Annotated in this window: 17 protein-coding genes and 1 rRNA gene; 8 read left to right on the top strand and 10 right to left on the bottom strand. The window is 62.0% G+C overall.

The genetic code is table 11. The features are described 5' to 3' along the window. Nucleotides 1–21: 21 nt before the first annotated feature. The 4 genes from GJ700_RS13690 to GJ700_RS13675 are packed head-to-tail and all read left to right on the top strand — an operon-like array spanning nucleotide 22 to nucleotide 5901. Nucleotides 22–2289 carry a xanthine dehydrogenase family protein molybdopterin-binding subunit gene (locus tag GJ700_RS13690; RefSeq protein WP_154374684.1) on the top strand — a complete coding sequence of 756 codons (2268 nt, stop codon included), beginning with the start codon at nucleotides 22–24 and terminating at the stop codon, nucleotides 2287–2289. Between the two features lie 2 nt (nucleotides 2290–2291). After that, on the top strand, nucleotides 2292–2909 hold the full coding sequence (locus tag GJ700_RS13685; protein WP_154374682.1) for a nucleotidyltransferase family protein: 618 nt from the start codon (nucleotides 2292–2294) through the stop codon (nucleotides 2907–2909). After that, complete coding sequence (locus tag GJ700_RS13680) at nucleotides 2906–4726, top strand: M61 family metallopeptidase (protein WP_154374680.1); 1821 nt, start codon at nucleotides 2906–2908, stop codon at nucleotides 4724–4726. The genes GJ700_RS13685 and GJ700_RS13680 overlap by 4 nt, the downstream gene beginning before the upstream one ends. Before the next feature lie 26 nt (nucleotides 4727–4752). Then, complete coding sequence (locus tag GJ700_RS13675; RefSeq protein ID WP_371867947.1) at nucleotides 4753–5901, top strand: GGDEF domain-containing protein; 1149 nt, start codon at nucleotides 4753–4755, stop codon at nucleotides 5899–5901. Between the two features lie 51 nt (nucleotides 5902–5952). On the opposite strand, the gene trpC is transcribed toward GJ700_RS13675, so the two are convergent. From trpC to rpe, 7 genes are all read right to left on the bottom strand, one after another. Further along, nucleotides 5953–6753, bottom strand: a complete 801-nt coding sequence (trpC, locus tag GJ700_RS13670) for an indole-3-glycerol phosphate synthase TrpC (RefSeq protein WP_154374678.1) — start codon at nucleotides 6751–6753, stop codon at nucleotides 5953–5955. A gap of 13 nt (nucleotides 6754–6766) precedes the next feature. Further along, nucleotides 6767–7405: a LysE family translocator gene (locus GJ700_RS13665; RefSeq protein ID WP_154374676.1), complete on the bottom strand. Its 639-nt coding sequence runs from the start codon at nucleotides 7403–7405 to the stop codon at nucleotides 6767–6769. A gap of 12 nt (nucleotides 7406–7417) precedes the next feature. Then, entirely contained in the window at nucleotides 7418–8482 is a 1065-nt protein-coding gene (gene trpD / locus GJ700_RS13660; protein ID WP_154374674.1) for an anthranilate phosphoribosyltransferase, read from the bottom strand. Between the two features lie 78 nt (nucleotides 8483–8560). Next, the gene (locus GJ700_RS13655; protein ID WP_154374672.1) at nucleotides 8561–9127 is read right to left on the bottom strand and encodes an anthranilate synthase component II; all 567 of its coding nucleotides are present in this window, start codon (nucleotides 9125–9127) and stop codon (nucleotides 8561–8563) included. Nucleotide 9128: 1 nt separating this feature from the next. Next, the gene (gene trpE, locus GJ700_RS13650) at nucleotides 9129–10625 is read right to left on the bottom strand and encodes an anthranilate synthase component I (RefSeq protein ID WP_154374670.1); all 1497 of its coding nucleotides are present in this window, start codon (nucleotides 10623–10625) and stop codon (nucleotides 9129–9131) included. A gap of 215 nt (nucleotides 10626–10840) precedes the next feature. Further along, complete coding sequence (locus tag GJ700_RS13645; RefSeq protein ID WP_154374668.1) at nucleotides 10841–11539, bottom strand: phosphoglycolate phosphatase; 699 nt, start codon at nucleotides 11537–11539, stop codon at nucleotides 10841–10843. Between the two features lie 5 nt (nucleotides 11540–11544). Further along, nucleotides 11545–12210, bottom strand: a complete 666-nt coding sequence (rpe, locus tag GJ700_RS13640) for a ribulose-phosphate 3-epimerase (protein WP_154374666.1) — start codon at nucleotides 12208–12210, stop codon at nucleotides 11545–11547. Nucleotides 12211–12350: 140 nt separating this feature from the next. Between rpe and apaG the strand changes: the two genes are divergently transcribed. Further along, nucleotides 12351–12725: a Co2+/Mg2+ efflux facilitator ApaG/CorD gene (apaG, locus tag GJ700_RS13635; RefSeq protein ID WP_154374664.1), complete on the top strand. Its 375-nt coding sequence runs from the start codon at nucleotides 12351–12353 to the stop codon at nucleotides 12723–12725. Here apaG and GJ700_RS34985 read toward each other — a convergent pair. Next, a complete protein-coding gene (locus GJ700_RS34985; protein WP_195763895.1) occupies nucleotides 12722–12859 on the bottom strand; it encodes a hypothetical protein in 138 nt (45 codons plus the stop codon). The two genes, apaG and GJ700_RS34985, sit on opposite strands and share 4 nt — an antisense overlap. Before the next feature lie 9 nt (nucleotides 12860–12868). Between GJ700_RS34985 and mltA the strand changes: the two genes are divergently transcribed. Beyond that, nucleotides 12869–14110, top strand: coding sequence for a murein transglycosylase A (gene mltA / locus GJ700_RS13630; RefSeq protein WP_154374662.1), 1242 nt, complete (start codon nucleotides 12869–12871; stop codon nucleotides 14108–14110). Nucleotides 14111–14114: 4 nt separating this feature from the next. Here the strand turns inward: mltA and GJ700_RS13625 are convergent, their stop codons facing one another. Next, entirely contained in the window at nucleotides 14115–14555 is a 441-nt protein-coding gene (locus GJ700_RS13625) for a universal stress protein (RefSeq protein ID WP_154374660.1), read from the bottom strand. Between the two features lie 48 nt (nucleotides 14556–14603). After that, the gene (locus GJ700_RS13620; RefSeq protein WP_229506992.1) at nucleotides 14604–15881 is read right to left on the bottom strand and encodes an MFS transporter; all 1278 of its coding nucleotides are present in this window, start codon (nucleotides 15879–15881) and stop codon (nucleotides 14604–14606) included. 81 nt (nucleotides 15882–15962) lie between these two features. On the opposite strand from GJ700_RS13620, the gene GJ700_RS13615 reads away from it, so the two are divergent. Both GJ700_RS13615 and GJ700_RS13610 read left to right on the top strand, forming a co-directional pair. Further along, the gene (locus tag GJ700_RS13615; RefSeq protein ID WP_154374658.1) at nucleotides 15963–16739 is read left to right on the top strand and encodes an enoyl-CoA hydratase; all 777 of its coding nucleotides are present in this window, start codon (nucleotides 15963–15965) and stop codon (nucleotides 16737–16739) included. A 360-nt stretch (nucleotides 16740–17099) separates the two neighbouring features. After that, a 16S ribosomal RNA gene (locus tag GJ700_RS13610) occupies nucleotides 17100–17211 on the top strand; the annotation flags it as partial.

Here is a 17211-nt window from a genome sequence, read left to right as displayed (position 1 = left end):
CGCCACTACGGGAGCCATACCATGCGTAAAGAATGGATCAATGATGATGCAGTGGTAAATGAAGGCGGCGCCCTGGCGCCGGTCGCCGAGGCGGCAGCACCGCAGGGTCGCGGGAGTAGCGGCGTGTCGCGCCGCACCTTCATGAAGGCAGCGGCCGGCAGCGGCCTGGTGCTGGGCTTTTTTGTCAGCGGCGGCGGCAGGTTCGCCCAGGCGCAGCCGGCGCAAAAACCGGTTTATCAGCCCAATGCATTCCTGCGCATCGCGCCGGACAATACCGTGACCGTGCAAGTGAACCGCCTGGAATTCGGCCAGGGCGTGCAAACGGCGCTGCCGATCCTGATCGCGGAAGAACTGGATGCGGACTGGTCGCAAATGCGCGGCGAACTGGCGCCGGCCGGCGATCCCTATAAAGATCCGGGCTTCGGCATCCAGATGACGGGCGGTTCGAACACGATGCGCAGCTCGTGGCAGCAATACCGCGAAATTGGCGCCCGCGCCCGCGCCATGCTGGTAGCGGCCGCGGCCGCGGAATGGAAAGTCAGCCCGGACCAGGTCAAGGCGTCGAAAGGCATCCTCACGGGCCCGGCGGGCCAGCGCGCCACGTATGGCGCCATGGCCGATGCGGCCATGAAGTTGCCGATGCCGGAATCGGTCAAGCTGAAAGACCCGAAAGACTTTGTCTTGATCGGTAAACCCGTGCCGCGCCTCGATGCGCGCGCCAAGACCACCGGCACCCAGCAATTCGGCATGGATTTCAAGCCGGCCGGGACCAAGGTCGCCGTGGTGGCGCGTCCTCCCGTGTTTGGCGCCAAGGTGGCCAAGCTGGATGCGGCGAAAGCGAAGGCGATTCCCGGTGTGACCGATGTGCTGGAAGTGGCGACCGACCGTGGCGGCCGTGGCGTGGCTGTGATCGCCACCGGTTACTGGCCCGCCAAGCAGGGGCGCGACGCGCTCAACGTGCAGTGGGACACGTCCGCCGTCGACAAGGTCGACACGAAAAAGCAAATGGCGGAATACCGCGCGCTGGCGCAAAAAACCGGGCAGCCGGCCAAGACGGCGGACACGTCGAAGCTGAAAGGCGCGGCCCGGAAAATCTCCGCTGTCTATGAATTCCCCTACCTGGCGCACGCACCGATGGAACCGCTGAACTGCGTGATCGACTTGCGCGCGGACAGCTGCGAAGTGTGGGCCGGTTCGCAATTCCAGACGCTGGACCAGGCGGCCGTGGCGCGCACGGTCGGCATGAAGCCGGAACAGGTGACGTTGCATACGATGATGGCGGGTGGCGGCTTTGGGCGGCGCGCCGTGCCGAGCTCTGACTACCTGGTGGAAGCGGCGAACCTGGCGGCGGCGTACAAGGCGGCCGGCAAATCCGGTCCGCTGAAAGTCATCTGGAGCCGCGAAGACGATATCAAGGGCGGCTACTATCGCCCGTCGCACGTGCACCGCGCGGAGGTCGGCCTTGACGCCAAGGGCAATATCGTCGCGTGGGACCACACCATCGTGGGCCAGCCGATTCTCGTGGGCACGCCGTTCGAACAATTCATGGTCAAGAATGGCGTCGACGCCACCATGGTGGAAGGCATGGGCGAACCGTATGACGTGCCGATGAACCTGACCGTGCATAACGTCAAGGCCAATGTGCCGGTGCTGTGGTGGCGTTCCGTCGGTTCCACGCACACGGCCTTCGTGATGGAAACGCTGATCGATGAAGCGGCGCAGATCGCGAAAATGGACCCGGTCGCGTACCGCAAGAAGCTGATCGACGCCAAGCACACGCGCGTGCACGCGGCGCTGGACCTGGCCGTCGAGCAGTCCGGCTATGGCAAGAAAAAGCTGCCGAAAGGGCAGGCGTGGGGCGTGGCCGTGCACGAATCGTTCAACACCGTGGTGGCGTACGTGGTGACGGCGTCGCTCAAGGGCAATACGCCGAAACTGCATACGGTGACGGCGGGCGTGCATTGCAACACGGCCGTCAATCCACTGACGGTGGCGGCGCAGGTGCAGGGCGCGGCGCTGATGGGGCTGGGCATGACGTTGCCGGGAGCCGCCGTGACCCTGAAGGATGGCGTGGTCGACCAGCAGAACTTTGGCGACTACACGTTGGCGCGCATGCCGGATATGCCGGAAATCACCGTGCATATCGTACCGTCGACGGAGCCGCCGACCGGCATGGGCGAACCGGGCTTGCCGCCGCTGGCGCCCGCGTACGCCAACGCCATCGCGAAGCTGACGGGCAAGCGCTTGCGTAAGCTGCCATTCGACGTGGCCGGTACGGTCAAAGCGTAAGCATGGGTGCGTCCGGAGGGATTGTCGGTATCCTGCTGGCCGCCGGCCGGGGCAGCCGGTTTGACCCTTCGGGCGCGCAAAACAAGTTGCTGCAGGCCTTGCCTGCGGCGCCTGGGCAAGCCATGCCCTCGCGCCCGGTGGTCGCCGCCAGCGCAGCGAACCTGCTGAGCGTCCTGCCCCGTGTCGTCGCCGTGGTCCGCCCCGGCGCGGAAGCCGTCGCCACGGAACTGAAACAGCTCGGCTGCGAAGTCGTCACCTGCGACCTTGCCGACACCGGCATGGCCGCCTCGCTGGTCTGCGCACTGGGCCAGGCCGCAGATGCGCAAGGCTGGATCGTCGCTCTCGGCGACATGCCCAGGGTGAGCCCGGAAACAATACACTCGCTACAATACGCACTGGAACAAGGCGCCGGCATTGCCGCGCCCATGTACCGGGGCAAACGCGGCAACCCCGTCGGGTTCAGCCGCCAGTATTTGCCGCAATTGCTGGCCCTGCAAGGCGACCAGGGCGCGCGCGGCATCCTCAAGCAATATCCGGTGCAGGAAGTGGACGTGGACGATGCGGGCATCCTGCAAGACATCGACACCCCGGCCGACCTGCACGACCAAGGACAACCATGAAGAAGACCGTACAGAAACCAGGCGTCAGCTACGCCATCGTCGGCAAGGATTTGCCGGGCCATATTTTCCAGGTGACGTTGACCGTGCACGAACCTGACCCGCAAGGGCAGGTGCTGGCGCTGCCGGCCTGGATTCCCGGCAGCTACATGATCCGCGAATTCTCGCGCAACATCGTGCAGATCCGCGCCGAGTCGGATGGCCAAGCCGTCAAGCTGGCCAAGGTCGACAAGCACACGTGGCGCGCAGCCCCCGTCAAGGGCGAACTGGTGGTCGAGTACGAAGTCTATGCATGGGATCTGTCGGTGCGCGCCGCGCACATGGACCGCACGCACGCGTTTTATAACGGCACCAGCGTGTTCCTGCGCGTGGCGGGCCAGGAAGATGGGCCCCACATCGTCGATATCCAGCGTCCGCAAGACCCGGCCGCGAAAACGTGGCGCGTGGCGACCTCGCTGCCTGAGTTGAAAGCCAAGCGCTATGGTTTCGGTACGTACATCGGCGCCAACTACGATGACCTGGTCGACCACCCGGTGGAAATGGGCGACTTCCAGATGGCCACGTTCAAGGCGCACGGCGTGCCGCACGATATCGTGTTCACGGGCAAAGTGCCGAACCTGGACCTGGCGCGCCTGTGCTCGGACTTGAAAGCCATTTGCGAAACGCAGATCACGTTCTTCGAGCCGAAAACCAAGAAGGCGCCGATGGACCGCTATGTCTTCATGACCATGGTGGTGGGCGATGGCTATGGCGGCCTGGAGCACCGCGCGTCGACGGCGCTGGTGTGCGCGCGCGCTGATTTGCCGACCACGGGCGGCAAGGCCAACGGCAAGGATAAGGAATTGAGCGAGGGGTACATCAAGTTCCTCGGCCTGTGCAGCCACGAATACTTCCATACGTGGAACGTCAAGCGCATCAAGCCGGCCGCGTTTGCGCCCTACGATTTGAACGTGGAAAACTATACGCCGCTGCTCTGGCTGTTCGAAGGCGGCACCAGCTACTACGACGATTTGCTGCTGGTCCGCGCCGGCATCATCACGGAAGCCACGTATTTCAAGATGCTGGGCAAAACCGTGGGCGGCGTGCTGCGCGGCGCGGGACGCCTGAAGCAAAGCGTGGCCGACTCCAGCTTCGATGCATGGGGCAAGTACTACCGCCAGGATGAAAATGCACCGAACGCCATCGTCAGTTACTACACCAAGGGTTCTCTCGTGTGCATGGCGCTGGACTTGACCATCCGCGCGAAAACCAATGGCAGGAAGTCACTGGACGATTTGATGCAGGCGCTGTGGCAGCGCTATGGCCGCGATTTCTATGAAGGCGCGGGCCGCGGCGTCACGCCGGCCGAAGTGGAAGCCCTGGCCGACGACATTTGCGGCGCCAAATTGAAACCATTCTTCGACCGGTACGTACGCGGGACGGAAGATTTACCGCTGGCGAAGCTGCTGGCGCCGTTCGGTGTCAAATACAGCGACGTGCGCAAGTCCGATAAACCCAGCCTGGACGCCAACCTGGGCCGCGATGGCGCCGATTGCAAGCTGTCCGCCGTACATGAGGGCGGCGCCGCGCATCAGGCCGGCCTGTCGGCAGGCGACCTGCTGGTGGCCATCGATGGCTTACGGGTCACGCCGGGCAATGTCGACACCTTGCTGGCCCCTTATGCGGTGGGGGATACGGTGGATGTGCATGCCTTCCGCCGCGATGAATTGCAAACCTTCAGCGTGACGTTGCAGGGCGAGCGCATTCCCGCCGTGACGCTGTCGCTGGACCCGGCCGGAAAGAAGGCAACCGGCCCGCTGCGCCCCAGCGCCGACCGCTGACCGACGATGGGGGCTGGCAGTACGACGTGATTTCGCTCGACCCGAAGACGGTGCTGTTCATGACGACGCTGATGAGCGTCGCCATGTCGATTGTCATGCACTCGGCGCACAGCAACTTTGGCAAGGAAGTCAAAGGCCTGGACCGCTGGGCGATGGGTTTGCTGGCGCTGGTGGGCGGCGGCGTGGCCTTCATGCTGCGTGACGAGTTTCCGCAAACACCGTTGCCGATGGCCACCAATGCGCTGCTGTTTTGCGGCATCGGCCTGTCGATGATCGGCACCCAGGAATTCTTTGGCCGGCAGCCGTCGTGGCGCACCTTCTGGGCCATCGCGGCCGGCGGCTTTGTGTTGATCGGCTGGTTCCTCGTGATCAAGCCGGATTTTGCCGCCCGCGTCACGATCTTTTCATTCCTCGTGTTTTACTTTTATGCGGAACAGGTGCGGCTTGTCTGGCGTCACGGCACGCCGCATTTTTCCACCCGCTTCTTCGGCACGCTGATCGGCATCCAGGCATTGGTGGTGCTGGTGCGCGGCTGCATGGCGCTGCGCGCGATGGTGGCGAATATCGACCTGATGCGCGACAACGCCATGGCCAACATTTACTTGGGTGTTGCGAATTTCATGGCGCTGATGCTGACGGTGGCCTTCATGACGATGGCCACGCGCCGCCTGCAAACCATCCTGGAGCAGCGCTCCACGCATGACCCGCTGACGGGCGTGTTGAACCGGCGCGGCTTTGCCATGTTTTATGAACACCAGCGCTTGCAGATGCGCCGCGCGGGCAAACCCATCACCCTGATGGCGATCGACCTCGATCACTTCAAGGCCGTCAACGACCGCTTTGGCCACATGGTGGGGGATAAAGTGCTGGTGCAGGTGGCGCGTGCCATCCGCCAGACCTTGCGCGAGACGGACGACGTGGCGCGCTTTGGCGGCGAGGAATTCGTCGTGCTGTTGCCGGATTCGGATGAACACAATGCGGTGCTGGCGGCGGAACGTATCCGCGATGCGCTGCGCAGGTTTGCCGATATCCAGTTGCCGATGGTGACAGTCAGTATCGGCATTGGCTGCCATGCATCGGAGCAGGAATCGCTGGACGCGCTGCTGGCGCGGACGGATGCGGCCTTGTACCGCGCCAAGGAAAATGGCCGCGACCGTATAGAAATCGCGATGTAATTCCGTAGGGCGGTTTCCGCGCAGCGGAAGCCGCCATGCGCGGCCGGCAAATCAGGCAAACAAGCGCTGCAACTCCGCCCCCGGATCCTGCGCCCGCATGAACGCCTCACCCACGAGGAAACTGTGCACGTCCGCATCGCGCATGCGTTTCACGTCGGCCGGCGTCAGGATTGCGGACTCCGTGATCACCATGCGGTTCGGCGGAATGCGCGGCAGCAGGTTCAGGGTCGTATCCAGCGTGACTTCAAACGTGCGCAGGTTGCGGTTGTTAATGCCGATCAGGTTGCTCTTCAGTTTCAGTGCCGCATCCAGTTCGTCGCCGTCGTGCGACTCGATCAGCACATCCATGCCCAGTTCATGCGCGCACGCTTCCATTTCCGCCATCAAGCCATGGTCCAGCGCCGCCACGATCAGCAGGATGCAATCGGCGCCCATCGCGCGTGCTTCATAGATCTGGTACATGTCGACCATGAAATCCTTGCGCAGCACAGGGATGTTGCAGGCGGCGCGGGCCTGCTTCAGGTATTCCTCGGAACCCTGGAAATACTGGACGTCCGTCAGCACCGACAGGCAGGCCGCGCCATGGCTGGCATAGCTGGCCGCGATCTCCGCAGGACGGAAATCCGCGCGGATCACGCCTTTCGACGGCGACGCTTTCTTGACTTCTGCAATCACTGCTGGCTGGCCCGCCGCGATCTTGCCGCGCATGGAAGCTTCAAAGCCGCGCAGGCCGGCGCGCAATTCCGCATTGCTTTCCACGTCGGCGCGCAGGCTGGCGAAGCTGCGGTATTTCTTGGCGGCGGCCACTTCATCGGCCTTGGTGGCCAGGATTTTATTCAGGATGTCGGACATAATAATTACATGCTCAATGTTGTTCGGATAACGCCAGCCGCGCGCCCAGCGCGACAAACAGGCTGCCGGTAATGCGGTTCAGCCACAGCGCCGCCAGCGGCCTGACCTTCAGGCGCGCGCTGGCAAATGCCGTGAACACGGCCAGGCCGTTACACCACAACATGCCGTTGAAGTTGAAGATACAGCCCAGGATGAAAAACGCGGCCGCCTTGTTGGGGGAGTCGGCCGAAATAAATTGCGGCACGAAGGCCAGGAAAAACAGCGCAACCTTGGGGTTCAGCACATTGGTGAGGAAACCCTGGGCGAAGATGCGGCCATAGGGCTGGGATGCCGGCGCCGTGGCGGGAGCCGTTGCTTCACCTTTCAGCCGGGCGCGCAGCATGCCGATGCCCATCCACACGATGTACGCGGCGCCGACCCATTTGACGATATTGAATGCCATGCTTGACGCCGCCAGCAGCGCGGAAATCCCGATGGCGGCGGCCGTCACGTGCACCATGGTGCCGGCGCCGACACCCAGCGCCGCGGAGCAGCCGGCGCGCCAGCCCTGCGTCGCGCTGCGCGCCATGATCAGCAATGAATCCGGCCCCGGCATGATGTTCAGCAGCAGGCCTGAAATGATGAACAGGGTCAGGTCATGGATGCCGTACATGATGCCGCTCCTTTATGCGGCTTCCGCCGCCAGCTTTTGCGTGATGTTGACGAACTGTTCGACCTTGGCCAGTGCCGCGCCCGACGTGATGGCGGCGCGGGCCTTGGCCAGGCCGTCTTCTATCGACGATGCGACACCCGCCGCGTACAGCGCCGTGCCGGCATTCAGCGCCACGATGTCGTAGGCCGGACCCGGTTCGCCGCGCAGCGCTTCGAACATTTTCGCTTTGGATTCGGCTGCATCGGCCACCTTCAAGTTGCGGCTGGCGATCATCGGCAGGCCGAAGTCTTCCGGGTGGATTTCATATTCGCGGATTTCGCCGTTCACCAGTTCACCCACCATGGTGGCGGCGCCCAGCGACACTTCATCCATGTTGTCCTTGCCGTACACCACCACCGCATGCTGCGTGCCCAGGCGCTGCAGCACGCGCACCTGGATACCCACCAGGTCCGGGTGGAACACGCCCATCAGGATATTCGGCGCGCCGGCCGGATTGGTCAGCGGGCCCAGGATGTTGAAGATCGAGCGCACGCCCAGTTCGCGGCGCACCGGCGCCACGTGCTTCATGGCCGTGTGGTGGTTCGGTGCGAACATGAAGCCGATGCCGGTCTGCGCAATGGATTGCGCGATCTGTTCCGGCTTCAGGCTGATCGACGCGCCCAGCGATTCAATCACGTCGGCCGAACCGGACGATGACGAGACGCTGCGGCCGCCGTGCTTGGCGACACGCGCGCCGGCGGCCGCCGCCACGAACATGGCCGTGGTCGAGATATTGAACGTGTGCGCGCCGTCGCCGCCGGTGCCGACGATGTCGAGCAGGTTGGTGGTGTCGGCCATCGGCACCTTGGTGGCGAATTCGCGCATCACCGTGGCGGCGGCGGCGATTTCACCGATGGTTTCCTTTTTCACGCGCAAGCCCATGGTCAGGGCGGCGATCATCACGGGCGACATTTCGCCGGACATGATCTGGCGGAACAAGTGCAGCATCTCGTCGTGGAAGATTTCACGGTGTTCGATGCAGCGCAGCAGCGCTTCCTGGGGCGTGATCTGGTGCGTCGGTTTCTGGGTCGCAGGCATGGCTATTCCTTCGTCATTCGTATGATGAGAGCGGATCAAGTCTGATTGTCGGCGCGCGTCGTTGAAACGCGCGGGGTGTCAGACCCGGTCCAGGAAGTTCTTCAACAGGGCGTGTCCGTGTTCGGACAGGATCGATTCAGGGTGGAATTGCACACCCTCGATATCGTATTCCTTGTGGCGTACGCCCATGATCTCGCCATCGTCGGTCCACGCCGTGACTTCCAGGCAGGAAGGCAGCGACGAACGCTCGATTGCCAGCGAGTGGTAACGGATTACCGTGAAGGGGCTGGGCAAATCCTTGAAGACGCCCACACCCGTATGCGCGATGACGGAAGTCTTGCCATGCATGACTTGCTTGGCACGGATGACTTTACCGCCGAAGGCTTCGCCGATGGCCTGGTGGCCGAGGCAAACGCCCAGAATTGGTTTCTTGCCAGCGAAATGCTTGAGCACTTCGATGGAAATGCCTGCCTGTGCAGGATCTTTCGGACCGGGCGAAATGCAGATGCGGTCCGGATTCATCGCTTCGATTTCCGCGATGGTGATTTCATCGTTGCGGTGCGTGCGCACCTCTTCGCCCAACTCGCCAAAGTACTGCACGATGTTGTAGGTGAAGGAGTCGTAGTTGTCGATCATCAGCAGCATCTCAGAACTCCCCATCCAGGCCATCTTGCACTTGCTCGGCGGCGCGCAGCACGGCGCGCGCCTTGTGTTCAGTTTCCTGCCATTCCATTTCCGGTATCGAGTCGGCCACGATGCCGGCGGCGGCTTGCACATACAGCATGCCATCCTTGATCACGCCGGTGCGGATGGCAATCGCCACATCCATTTCGCCGCCGAACGACAGGTAGCCGCACGCGCCGCCATAAATGCCGCGCTTGCAGATTTCCAGTTCGTCGATGATTTCCATTGCGCGCACTTTCGGTGCACCGGTCAGCGTGCCGGCCGGGAAGGTGGCGCGCAGCACGTCGAGGTTGGACATGCCGTCTTTCAGCTTGCCTTCGACATTCGACACGATGTGCTGCACGTGCGAATACTTTTCGATCACCATCTTGTCCGTGACTTTCACGGAACCGATTTCGGAAATGCGGCCCAGGTCATTGCGGGCCAGGTCGATCAGCATCACGTGTTCGGCGATTTCTTTCGGATCGGCCAGCAACTCTTTCGCGAGTTCCGCATCGCGTTCCGGCGTCGCGCCGCGCGGGCGGGTGCCGGCAATCGGGCGCAGGGTAACGGTCTTGCCGCCATCCGGATTGGTTTCGTTGCGCACCAGGATTTCCGGCGACGCGCCGACCACCTGCATGTCGCCGAAGTTATAGAAGTACATGTACGGCGACGGGTTCAGCGAACGCAGCGCGCGGTACAGCGACAGCGGTGCATCCACGTACGGCTTGCGCAGGCGCTGGCCGATCTGCACTTGCATCAGGTCGCCCGCCAGCACGTATTCGTGCGCGACCTTGACGGCCTTCAGGTAATCTTCCTTGGCGAAATCGCGGATGATTTCCGTGCGCACCGAAGCGGTCGTCACCGGCGCATCGACGCCGCGGCGCAGCAGCGCGCGCAAGTCTTTCAGGCGCTGGCGCGCTTTCGAATAGGCTTCCGGCTGCGTGGTGTCGGCATATACGATCAGGTACAGCTTGCCCGTGATGTTGTCGATCACCGCCAGTTCTTCCGTCACCATCAACTGGATGTCCGGCAGGTTCAGGTCATCTTTCGGCGCGGTGTTGACCAGCGTTTTCTCGATGTGGCGCACCGTGTCGTAGCCGAAGTAGCCGGCCAGGCCGCCGCAGAAACGGGGCATGCCGGGACGCAGCGCGACTTTGAAGCGGGCCTGGTATTGCTCGATGAATTCGAGGGGATTGCCTTCGTGCGTCTCGATGACCTGGCCGTTTTTCAGCACTTCCGTCACCTTGCCGCGGTTGCGCAGCAAGGTGGTGGCCGGCAGGCCGATGAAGGAATAGCGGCCAAAACGTTCGCCGCCGACCACCGACTCCAGCAGGAAGGTGTTCTTGCCGTTGTTCTGGCTCTGGGCCAGTTTCAGGTACAGGGTCAGCGGGGTTTCGAGATCGGCGAAAGCTTCCGCGATCAATGGAATACGGTTGTAGCCTTGCGTGGCCAGCGATTTGAATTCGAGTTCAGTCATGCTTCTCTCCAGGCCGCCCTGGATCCACTATGGATGTACGTATGGCGGTAATGGTTCAAAAAACCTGTCGCTGCGAAGGGGTGTGCAGGGACAGCAATCAGCGCGGGTCAGTTTGCCCAGGATTGCCAGCGTCGCCACAGCCAGGCCTCAATCGAGCCTCGGTGGGTAACATTGTGTCTTTTGTTGAGAAACATGCTGTGTTTTTGAGAGTTTTTTTACTTTGCGTTGTGCAAGCGAATCAACTTTGCCGCGTGCAGCAGCGTGTCAACTATACCATCGGAATCCGTTTCGTGTATAGACTCGCCGTGGTTATAGCCATAAGGCACCGTCAGGACCGGGCAACCGGCGGCCCGCGCGGCCTGTGCATCATTGGACGAATCGCCGATGGCCACCACTTGCTGCGGGGCGAGCGCGAAATCTTTACACACTTGCAAAAGCGGCATCGGATGGGGCTTTTTCTTTTCCAGCGAATCGCCGCCGTAAATCACGTCGAAGTAGCGCGACAAGCCTTTCAGCTCCAGCAGCGGACGGGCCAGGCCGATCGGCTTGTTGGTCACGCACGCCAAGCGCAAGCCATCGTCCTGCAACGTCTGCAAGCCCTCGGCCACGTCCGGATAGTGCGTGGAATGGTCGCCGTTGATGGTTTCGTAGTGGCGCTGATAGGCGTCGAACGCGGCCTGGAAACGCAGTTCCACGCCGGCGGCGTCGTAATCGATGGCCAGCACGTCGCGCACCAGCTTGTCGGAACCCTTGCCGATCATGTCGCGGATTTGCGCGACCGGCATCGGTTCCAGGTCCAGGTCGGCGCGCATCATGTTGATGGCGGCATGGATGTCCAGCACCGTGTCGAGCATGGTGCCGTCCAGGTCGATGATGGCGGCCTTTACGCCGCGCAGGGGAGTCGTGGCCGCCATGGTGCTTATACGCCTTTCAACTGTTCGCGCATCGCGTCGATGACGGCCTTGTAGTCCGGCTGGCCGAAGATGGCGGAACCTGCCACGAAGGTATCGGCGCCGGCCTTGGCGGCGGCGGCGATGTTGTCGATCTTGATGCCGCCGTCGACTTCCAGCAGGATGTCGCGGCCCGATTCATCGATGCGGCGGCGCGCTTCCGCGATCTTGTCCAGGGCGCGCGGGATGAACGACTGGCCGCCGAAGCCCGGGTTGACGGACATAATCAGGATCATGTCGATCTTGTCCATCACGTGGTCCAGGTAGCTCAGCGGAGTGGCCGGGTTGAATACCAGGCCGGCTTTGCAGCCGTTATCGCGGATCAGTTGCAGCGAACGGTCGATGTGGTCGGACGCTTCCGGGTGGAAGGTGATGATGTTGGCGCCGGCCTTGGCGAAATCCGGGATGATGCGGTCGACCGGCTTGACCATCAGGTGCACGTCGATCGGCACTTGCACGTGCGGGCGGATCGCCTGGCATACCAGTGGGCCGACCGTCAGGTTCGGGACGTAATGGTTGTCCATCACGTCGAAGTGGATAATGTCGGCGCCGGAAGCGACAACGTTGCGCACTTCTTCACCCAGGCGGGCGAAATCGGCGGACAGGATGCTGGGAGCGATACGGAAGGTGGTCATGGCTGAGAGGTCTGGCTATAAAAAGATGCGCTATTTTACGCTGACCCTTGCATGTGCGTCCGATTTGGGGTGCAATGACAGATACACGATAACAATTCGCCATCCTTGCTGGCGAGGAAACATTAACAAGGAAAAGCCCCATGGCATCTTATGAGTTCACTGTGTCGGTCAGGACGCAGTACCTGCCTGAACAGTCCGATCCCGAACGCACCAATTTCGTGTTCACCTACTCGATCACGATTAAAAATACGGGAACGGTGGCCGCACAGCTGATCTCCCGTCACTGGGTCATCACCGACGCCAACAACCATACGCAGGAAGTGCGCGGTCTCGGCGTCGTCGGGCACCAGCCGCTGCTGCAGCCGGGCGAACAGTTTGAATATACCAGCGGCACGCAACTGGCCACGCCGCAAGGCTCGATGCTGGGCGAATATTTCTGCGTGGCGGAAGACGGTCACCAGTTCGAGGCCAAGATTCCCGAATTCGTGTTGTCGCTGCCGCGCACGCTGCATTAAGCTTCGTCTTTACCGCGTTCCTGCTTGGGCGGCAAAGGCTTTGCCGCCGGCTTCTTCTTGGACGGCAAGGTCCACCAGACGATGAACACCAGCAGGAACAGCGCCACGAATGCTTCCAGATACAAGACCCACATACCGACTCCATGTTTTTGACACGCCGTAGTTTAAACCTTTCCCTCAGCGCCGTCGCGCTGGCCCTGGCCGGTTGCGCCACGCAGGCGCCGCAGCCGCAACCACCTGCACAGCCGCAGCAGCCGGTGCAGCCGTCGGTGCCGCCGTCCAAGCCGGCGGAGCCCGCGAAACCGGGCGCCATCCAGTTCGTGCCGGCCACGTTTGCCGCGCTGCCCGGCTGGGAGCGTGACGACGTGCGGGCCGCGTGGCCGGCGTTCATGTCGTCGTGCTCGGTGCTGGTCAAGCGCGCGGAGTGGAAAGAACCGTGCACCATCGCGCGCCAGGTCAACGGCAATGACGACAAGGCGATCCGCCTTTTCTTTGAAAGCTTCTTTGAACCACGCCAGGTGATTGCCCCGGACGGCGCCGACACGGGCCTGGTCACCGGCTACTATGAACCGCTGCTGCGCGGTTCGCGCAAGAAGGGCGGTCCGTTCCAGACGCCGCTGTACAAGGTTCCGGATGACCTCATTACCGTGGACCTGGCCGGCGTCTACCCGGAATTGAAGGGTATGCGCTTGCGTGGACGCTTGCAGGGCAAGAAACTGGTGCCGTATTCCACGCGCGAGCAGATCGACCGGGCGGATTTCACGGGCAAGGAATTGCTGTGGGTGGATGACCCGGTGGAAGCGTTTTTCCTGCAGGTGCAGGGTTCCGGCCGCGTGCAGTTGGGCGACGAAACCGTGCGCGTCGCCTATGCCGACCAGAATGGCCATCCGTACAAGTCGATCGGCCGCTACCTGGTGGAAAAGGGTGAGTTGACGGGCGACCAGGCGTCCGCGCAGGGCATCAAGGCGTGGATCGCGGGCCATCCGACCCGCATGGCGGAACTGTTCAATGCGAATCCGTCGTATGTGTTCTTCCGTGAAGAAAAGCTGCCGGACCCAAAGATCGGCCCGAAAGGTTCGTTGGGCGTGCCGCTGACACCGCTGCGCTCCGTTGCCGTCGATGCGACGCAATTGCCGCTGGGCGCGCCGGTCTTCCTGTCGACCACCCATGCCAACAGCGATATGCCGCTGCAACGGCTGGTGATGGCGCAGGATACGGGCGGGGCCATCCGTGGCGCCATCCGCGTCGATTACTTCTTTGGCTTCGGCACGGAAGCGGCGGAAAACGCGGGCCGCATGAAGCAAAAGGGCACGGTGTGGGTGTTGATGCCGAAAGAGGCGCCGTCGCCCGCCGTGTCGGTAACGGCTGCGCCGCGCAAGTCGTGATCTGCTAACGCAAGACCAGTACCGGCAGCTTCGTGTGCGCCAGCACTTTCTGCGTTTCGCTGCCGAGGAATAGCTTGTTCAAGCCCTTGCGGCCATGCGACGCCATGACGATGGCGTCGCAGCCGTGCTTCTCCGCCGCCTCGACAATCGCTTCATAAGGGCTGGCTGCCATCGATGTGACGGTGTCGCACGCGATGCCGGCCGCGCTGGCCGCTGCCGCCACCTTGTTTACATTGTCGTTGGTGATGTCCATCATGCGGGTTTCATAGGTGCCCACGTCTGGTACGGCCACACCGGAATCCCCCATTGGCACGAACGGGTAAGGCTGCAAAACGCTGATGGCGACGATCTTGCCGCCGTGCTTGCGGGCCAGTTCGATGACGGTGGCGGCGGCTTTATCGGACAAGTCGGAACCGTCCGTAGGAAATAAGATGTTGTTGAACATGACCAACTCCTGAAGCTATCCGTTGGTCCCAGTGTAGGCGCGAAGCTTTCAGTCCGGGCGCACGCTACGGATGTGCGGTGAAGCAATCATGGCGGCGGTCAGCAGCATGCCGCACGCGCCCACGCAGGCCAGGCCGGTACGGACACCGTAGCGGTCGGCAATCGCGCCGGCTGCCAGCGCGCCCAGCGGCGCGGTGGCGACGGTCAGGAAGCGCATGGTGGAAATGATGCGTCCCATATAAGCGTCCGGCGTGGCATGGGCGCGCATCGACAAATAGGGGATGAAGAACAGCATGACGCCGCAGTCATAGACAAACACCAGCAGTGCATAGGCGGCTGCGCTGGCCAGCGGCTGGCCGAACCAGTTGGCGGGAATTGTGGCTTGCAGTACGAAGCCGCCGAGAACCGTCGCGGCGATGCCGGTCAGCATGGTCTTGCCCGCGCCGAATCGGCGCGTCATTGGTTTGACCAGCATGGAGCTGGCCAGCATGCCCAGCCCGCCCAGCATTTGCGCGACGCCCAGCAAGCCCGGTGTCATTCCCAGTTCGCGCGTCGCCAACAGGATTTGCAGCGCAGCGAAGCCGTAATACAGCATGTGCCACAAGCCGATGCTCCATGCGAGCGTGCGCAGCAGCGGCGTGTTCCAGATAAAGACAAAACCTTCGCGGATTTCACGCAATGGGTGTTTTTCGGAAGGCTGCGGCGCCGGTTCCGTCACGTTGGTCTGGCGCAGATTCCATGCGGATAGCAGGAAGCTGGCGGCATTGGCCAGCACGGCATAGGGCGCCGTCAGCCACTGGATCAGCAAGCCCGCCAGGCCGGGGGCGATCAGCCGGGACGCGGAATCGGTCATCGTGAATTTTGATTGCGCGTCGATCAGCTTGTCGCGGCCGACGACCAGCATGACAAAGATTTGTTCCGCGCCGCCGCCGATGACATTGCAGGTATGGAAAACCAGCGTGCTGGCATACAGCCACGGCATGGACAGGATGCCCAGCCACCATGCCAGCGGGATGCTGGCCAGGCACAGGCCCTGGATGACCTGGCACGCCAGCAGGATGGGCAATTTGCGGCGGCGGTCCAGCCAGACGCCGGCAGGCAGCGAGAACAGCAGTGCTGGCAATGCCTGGCAGGTAGCGACCAGGCTCATCTGGCCAGGCGTCGCTTGCAGCAGGATGGCGGAGCACAGCGGCACGGCCAGCGCGCTGACTTGCGCACCAAAACTGTTCAGGATGCTGGAAAACCAGTAGCGCAGGAAGGCTGCGTTGCGCAGCAGGGGATCGGCGCCGAGCGTGGACGCCAGGTAGCGTTGTATGGCAGTAATCATTTAGAGGGGAATAATAACAGTGCAACATCAAGAACCGCTAAAATCGCCCGGTATCGCTTTCCACATATAGAGGAGTCGTCCATGCAATATGAAGACCTGATCGTAGAAACCCATGGCCGGGTAGCCCTGATCCGCCTGAACCGTCCCAAGGCCATGAATGCGCTGAATGACCGCATGATGAATGAGCTGGGCGATGCCTTTGCCAAACTCGATGCGGATCCAGCCATCGGCTGCTTCATCCTGACGGGCAGTGAAAAAGCATTTGCGGCGGGGGCGGACATTGCCGCCATGGCGGATTACACGTACCAGGACACGTACCGCGACAATTACATCACGCGCAATTGGGAGCACATCCTGAAAGTGCGCAAGCCGGTGATCGGCGCCGTGGCGGGCTTTGCACTGGGTGGTGGCTGCGAACTGGCGATGATGTGCGACATGCTGTTTGCGGCGGACAGCGCCAAGTTTGGCCAGCCTGAAATCAAGGTTGGCGTGCCGCCGGGCGCCGGCGGCACGCAGCGCTTGCCGCGCGCGATCGGCAAGGCGAAAGCCATGGACCTGCTGCTGACTGCGCGCATGATCGATTCGGCGGAAGCGGAACGCATCGGCCTGGTGTCGCGCGTGGTGCCGGCCGACAAGCTGATTGAAGAAACCCTGGCCGTGGCCACGCAGATTGCGTCGATGTCGTCGGCGGTCGCCATGCAAATCAAGGACGCGGTGAACCGCGCCTTTGAAACCACGCTGACGGAAGGCGTCAATTATGAACGCCGCCTGTTCCAGGCTGCATTCGGTACGCCGGCGCAGCGTGAAGGCATGCATGCCTTCCTGGAAAAACGCGCGCCGAATTTCGAGGGGTTGTAATCCAGGGCTTGCGGGGAGGGGATGGGTTTGCTATAGTTCTGTCCCCGCAGCGCTGAGATGCCTCAAGCAAAACAGCGTAGCGAAGCAAGGGGTTGACGAGAATCACGAAACACTAGATAATCTCGCTTCTCTGCTGCTGACGAACAAAACGCTTCGTCGAATACGAAAAGTAAGCAGCCTTCTTTAAAAATAAACAGTCGATAAGTGTGGGTGTTAGATGAGATCGGCCCGGCGATGTAAATCGCTGATGCTCAAATTATTATTTAACACTCGCACAAAAATTAACGTAATTCTCTTCGGAGAATTCGTCAGTATTTTGAGTGAGTGACCTCCGGCAGCAATGCTGGAAAAACAGAGATTGAACTGAAGAGTTTGATCCTGGCTCAGATTGAACGCTGGCGGCATGCTTTACACATGCAAGTCGAACGGCAGCGCGGGCTTCGGCCTGGCGGCGAGTGGCGAACGGGTGAGT

Source organism: Pseudoduganella rivuli (genome assembly GCF_009674485.1).
GTDB lineage: Bacteria > Pseudomonadota > Gammaproteobacteria > Burkholderiales > Burkholderiaceae_D > Rugamonas > Rugamonas rivuli_B.
This window is presented reverse-complemented; position numbering and strand designations above follow the sequence as displayed.

Coding starts and splice junctions, on each gene's coding strand:
- GJ700_RS13690 (WP_154374684.1), top strand. CDS start 22: ATGCGTAAAGAATGGATCAATGATGATGCAGTGGTAAATGAAGGCGGC.
- GJ700_RS13685 (WP_154374682.1), top strand. CDS start 2,292: ATGGGTGCGTCCGGAGGGATTGTCGGTATCCTGCTGGCCGCCGGCCGG.
- GJ700_RS13680 (WP_154374680.1), top strand. CDS start 2,906: ATGAAGAAGACCGTACAGAAACCAGGCGTCAGCTACGCCATCGTCGGC.
- trpC (WP_154374678.1), bottom strand. CDS start 6,753: ATGTCCGACATCCTGAATAAAATCCTGGCCACCAAGGCCGATGAAGTG.
- GJ700_RS13665 (WP_154374676.1), bottom strand. CDS start 7,405: ATGTACGGCATCCATGACCTGACCCTGTTCATCATTTCAGGCCTGCTG.
- trpD (WP_154374674.1), bottom strand. CDS start 8,482: ATGCCTGCGACCCAGAAACCGACGCACCAGATCACGCCCCAGGAAGCG.
- GJ700_RS13655 (WP_154374672.1), bottom strand. CDS start 9,127: ATGCTGCTGATGATCGACAACTACGACTCCTTCACCTACAACATCGTG.
- trpE (WP_154374670.1), bottom strand. CDS start 10,625: ATGACTGAACTCGAATTCAAATCGCTGGCCACGCAAGGCTACAACCGT.
- GJ700_RS13645 (WP_154374668.1), bottom strand. CDS start 11,539: ATGGCGGCCACGACTCCCCTGCGCGGCGTAAAGGCCGCCATCATCGAC.
- rpe (WP_154374666.1), bottom strand. CDS start 12,210: ATGACCACCTTCCGTATCGCTCCCAGCATCCTGTCCGCCGATTTCGCC.
- apaG (WP_154374664.1), top strand. CDS start 12,351: ATGGCATCTTATGAGTTCACTGTGTCGGTCAGGACGCAGTACCTGCCT.
- GJ700_RS34985 (WP_195763895.1), bottom strand. CDS start 12,859: ATGTGGGTCTTGTATCTGGAAGCATTCGTGGCGCTGTTCCTGCTGGTG.
- mltA (WP_154374662.1), top strand. CDS start 12,869: ATGTTTTTGACACGCCGTAGTTTAAACCTTTCCCTCAGCGCCGTCGCG.
- GJ700_RS13625 (WP_154374660.1), bottom strand. CDS start 14,555: ATGTTCAACAACATCTTATTTCCTACGGACGGTTCCGACTTGTCCGAT.
- GJ700_RS13620 (WP_229506992.1), bottom strand. CDS start 15,881: ATGATTACTGCCATACAACGCTACCTGGCGTCCACGCTCGGCGCCGAT.
- GJ700_RS13615 (WP_154374658.1), top strand. CDS start 15,963: ATGCAATATGAAGACCTGATCGTAGAAACCCATGGCCGGGTAGCCCTG.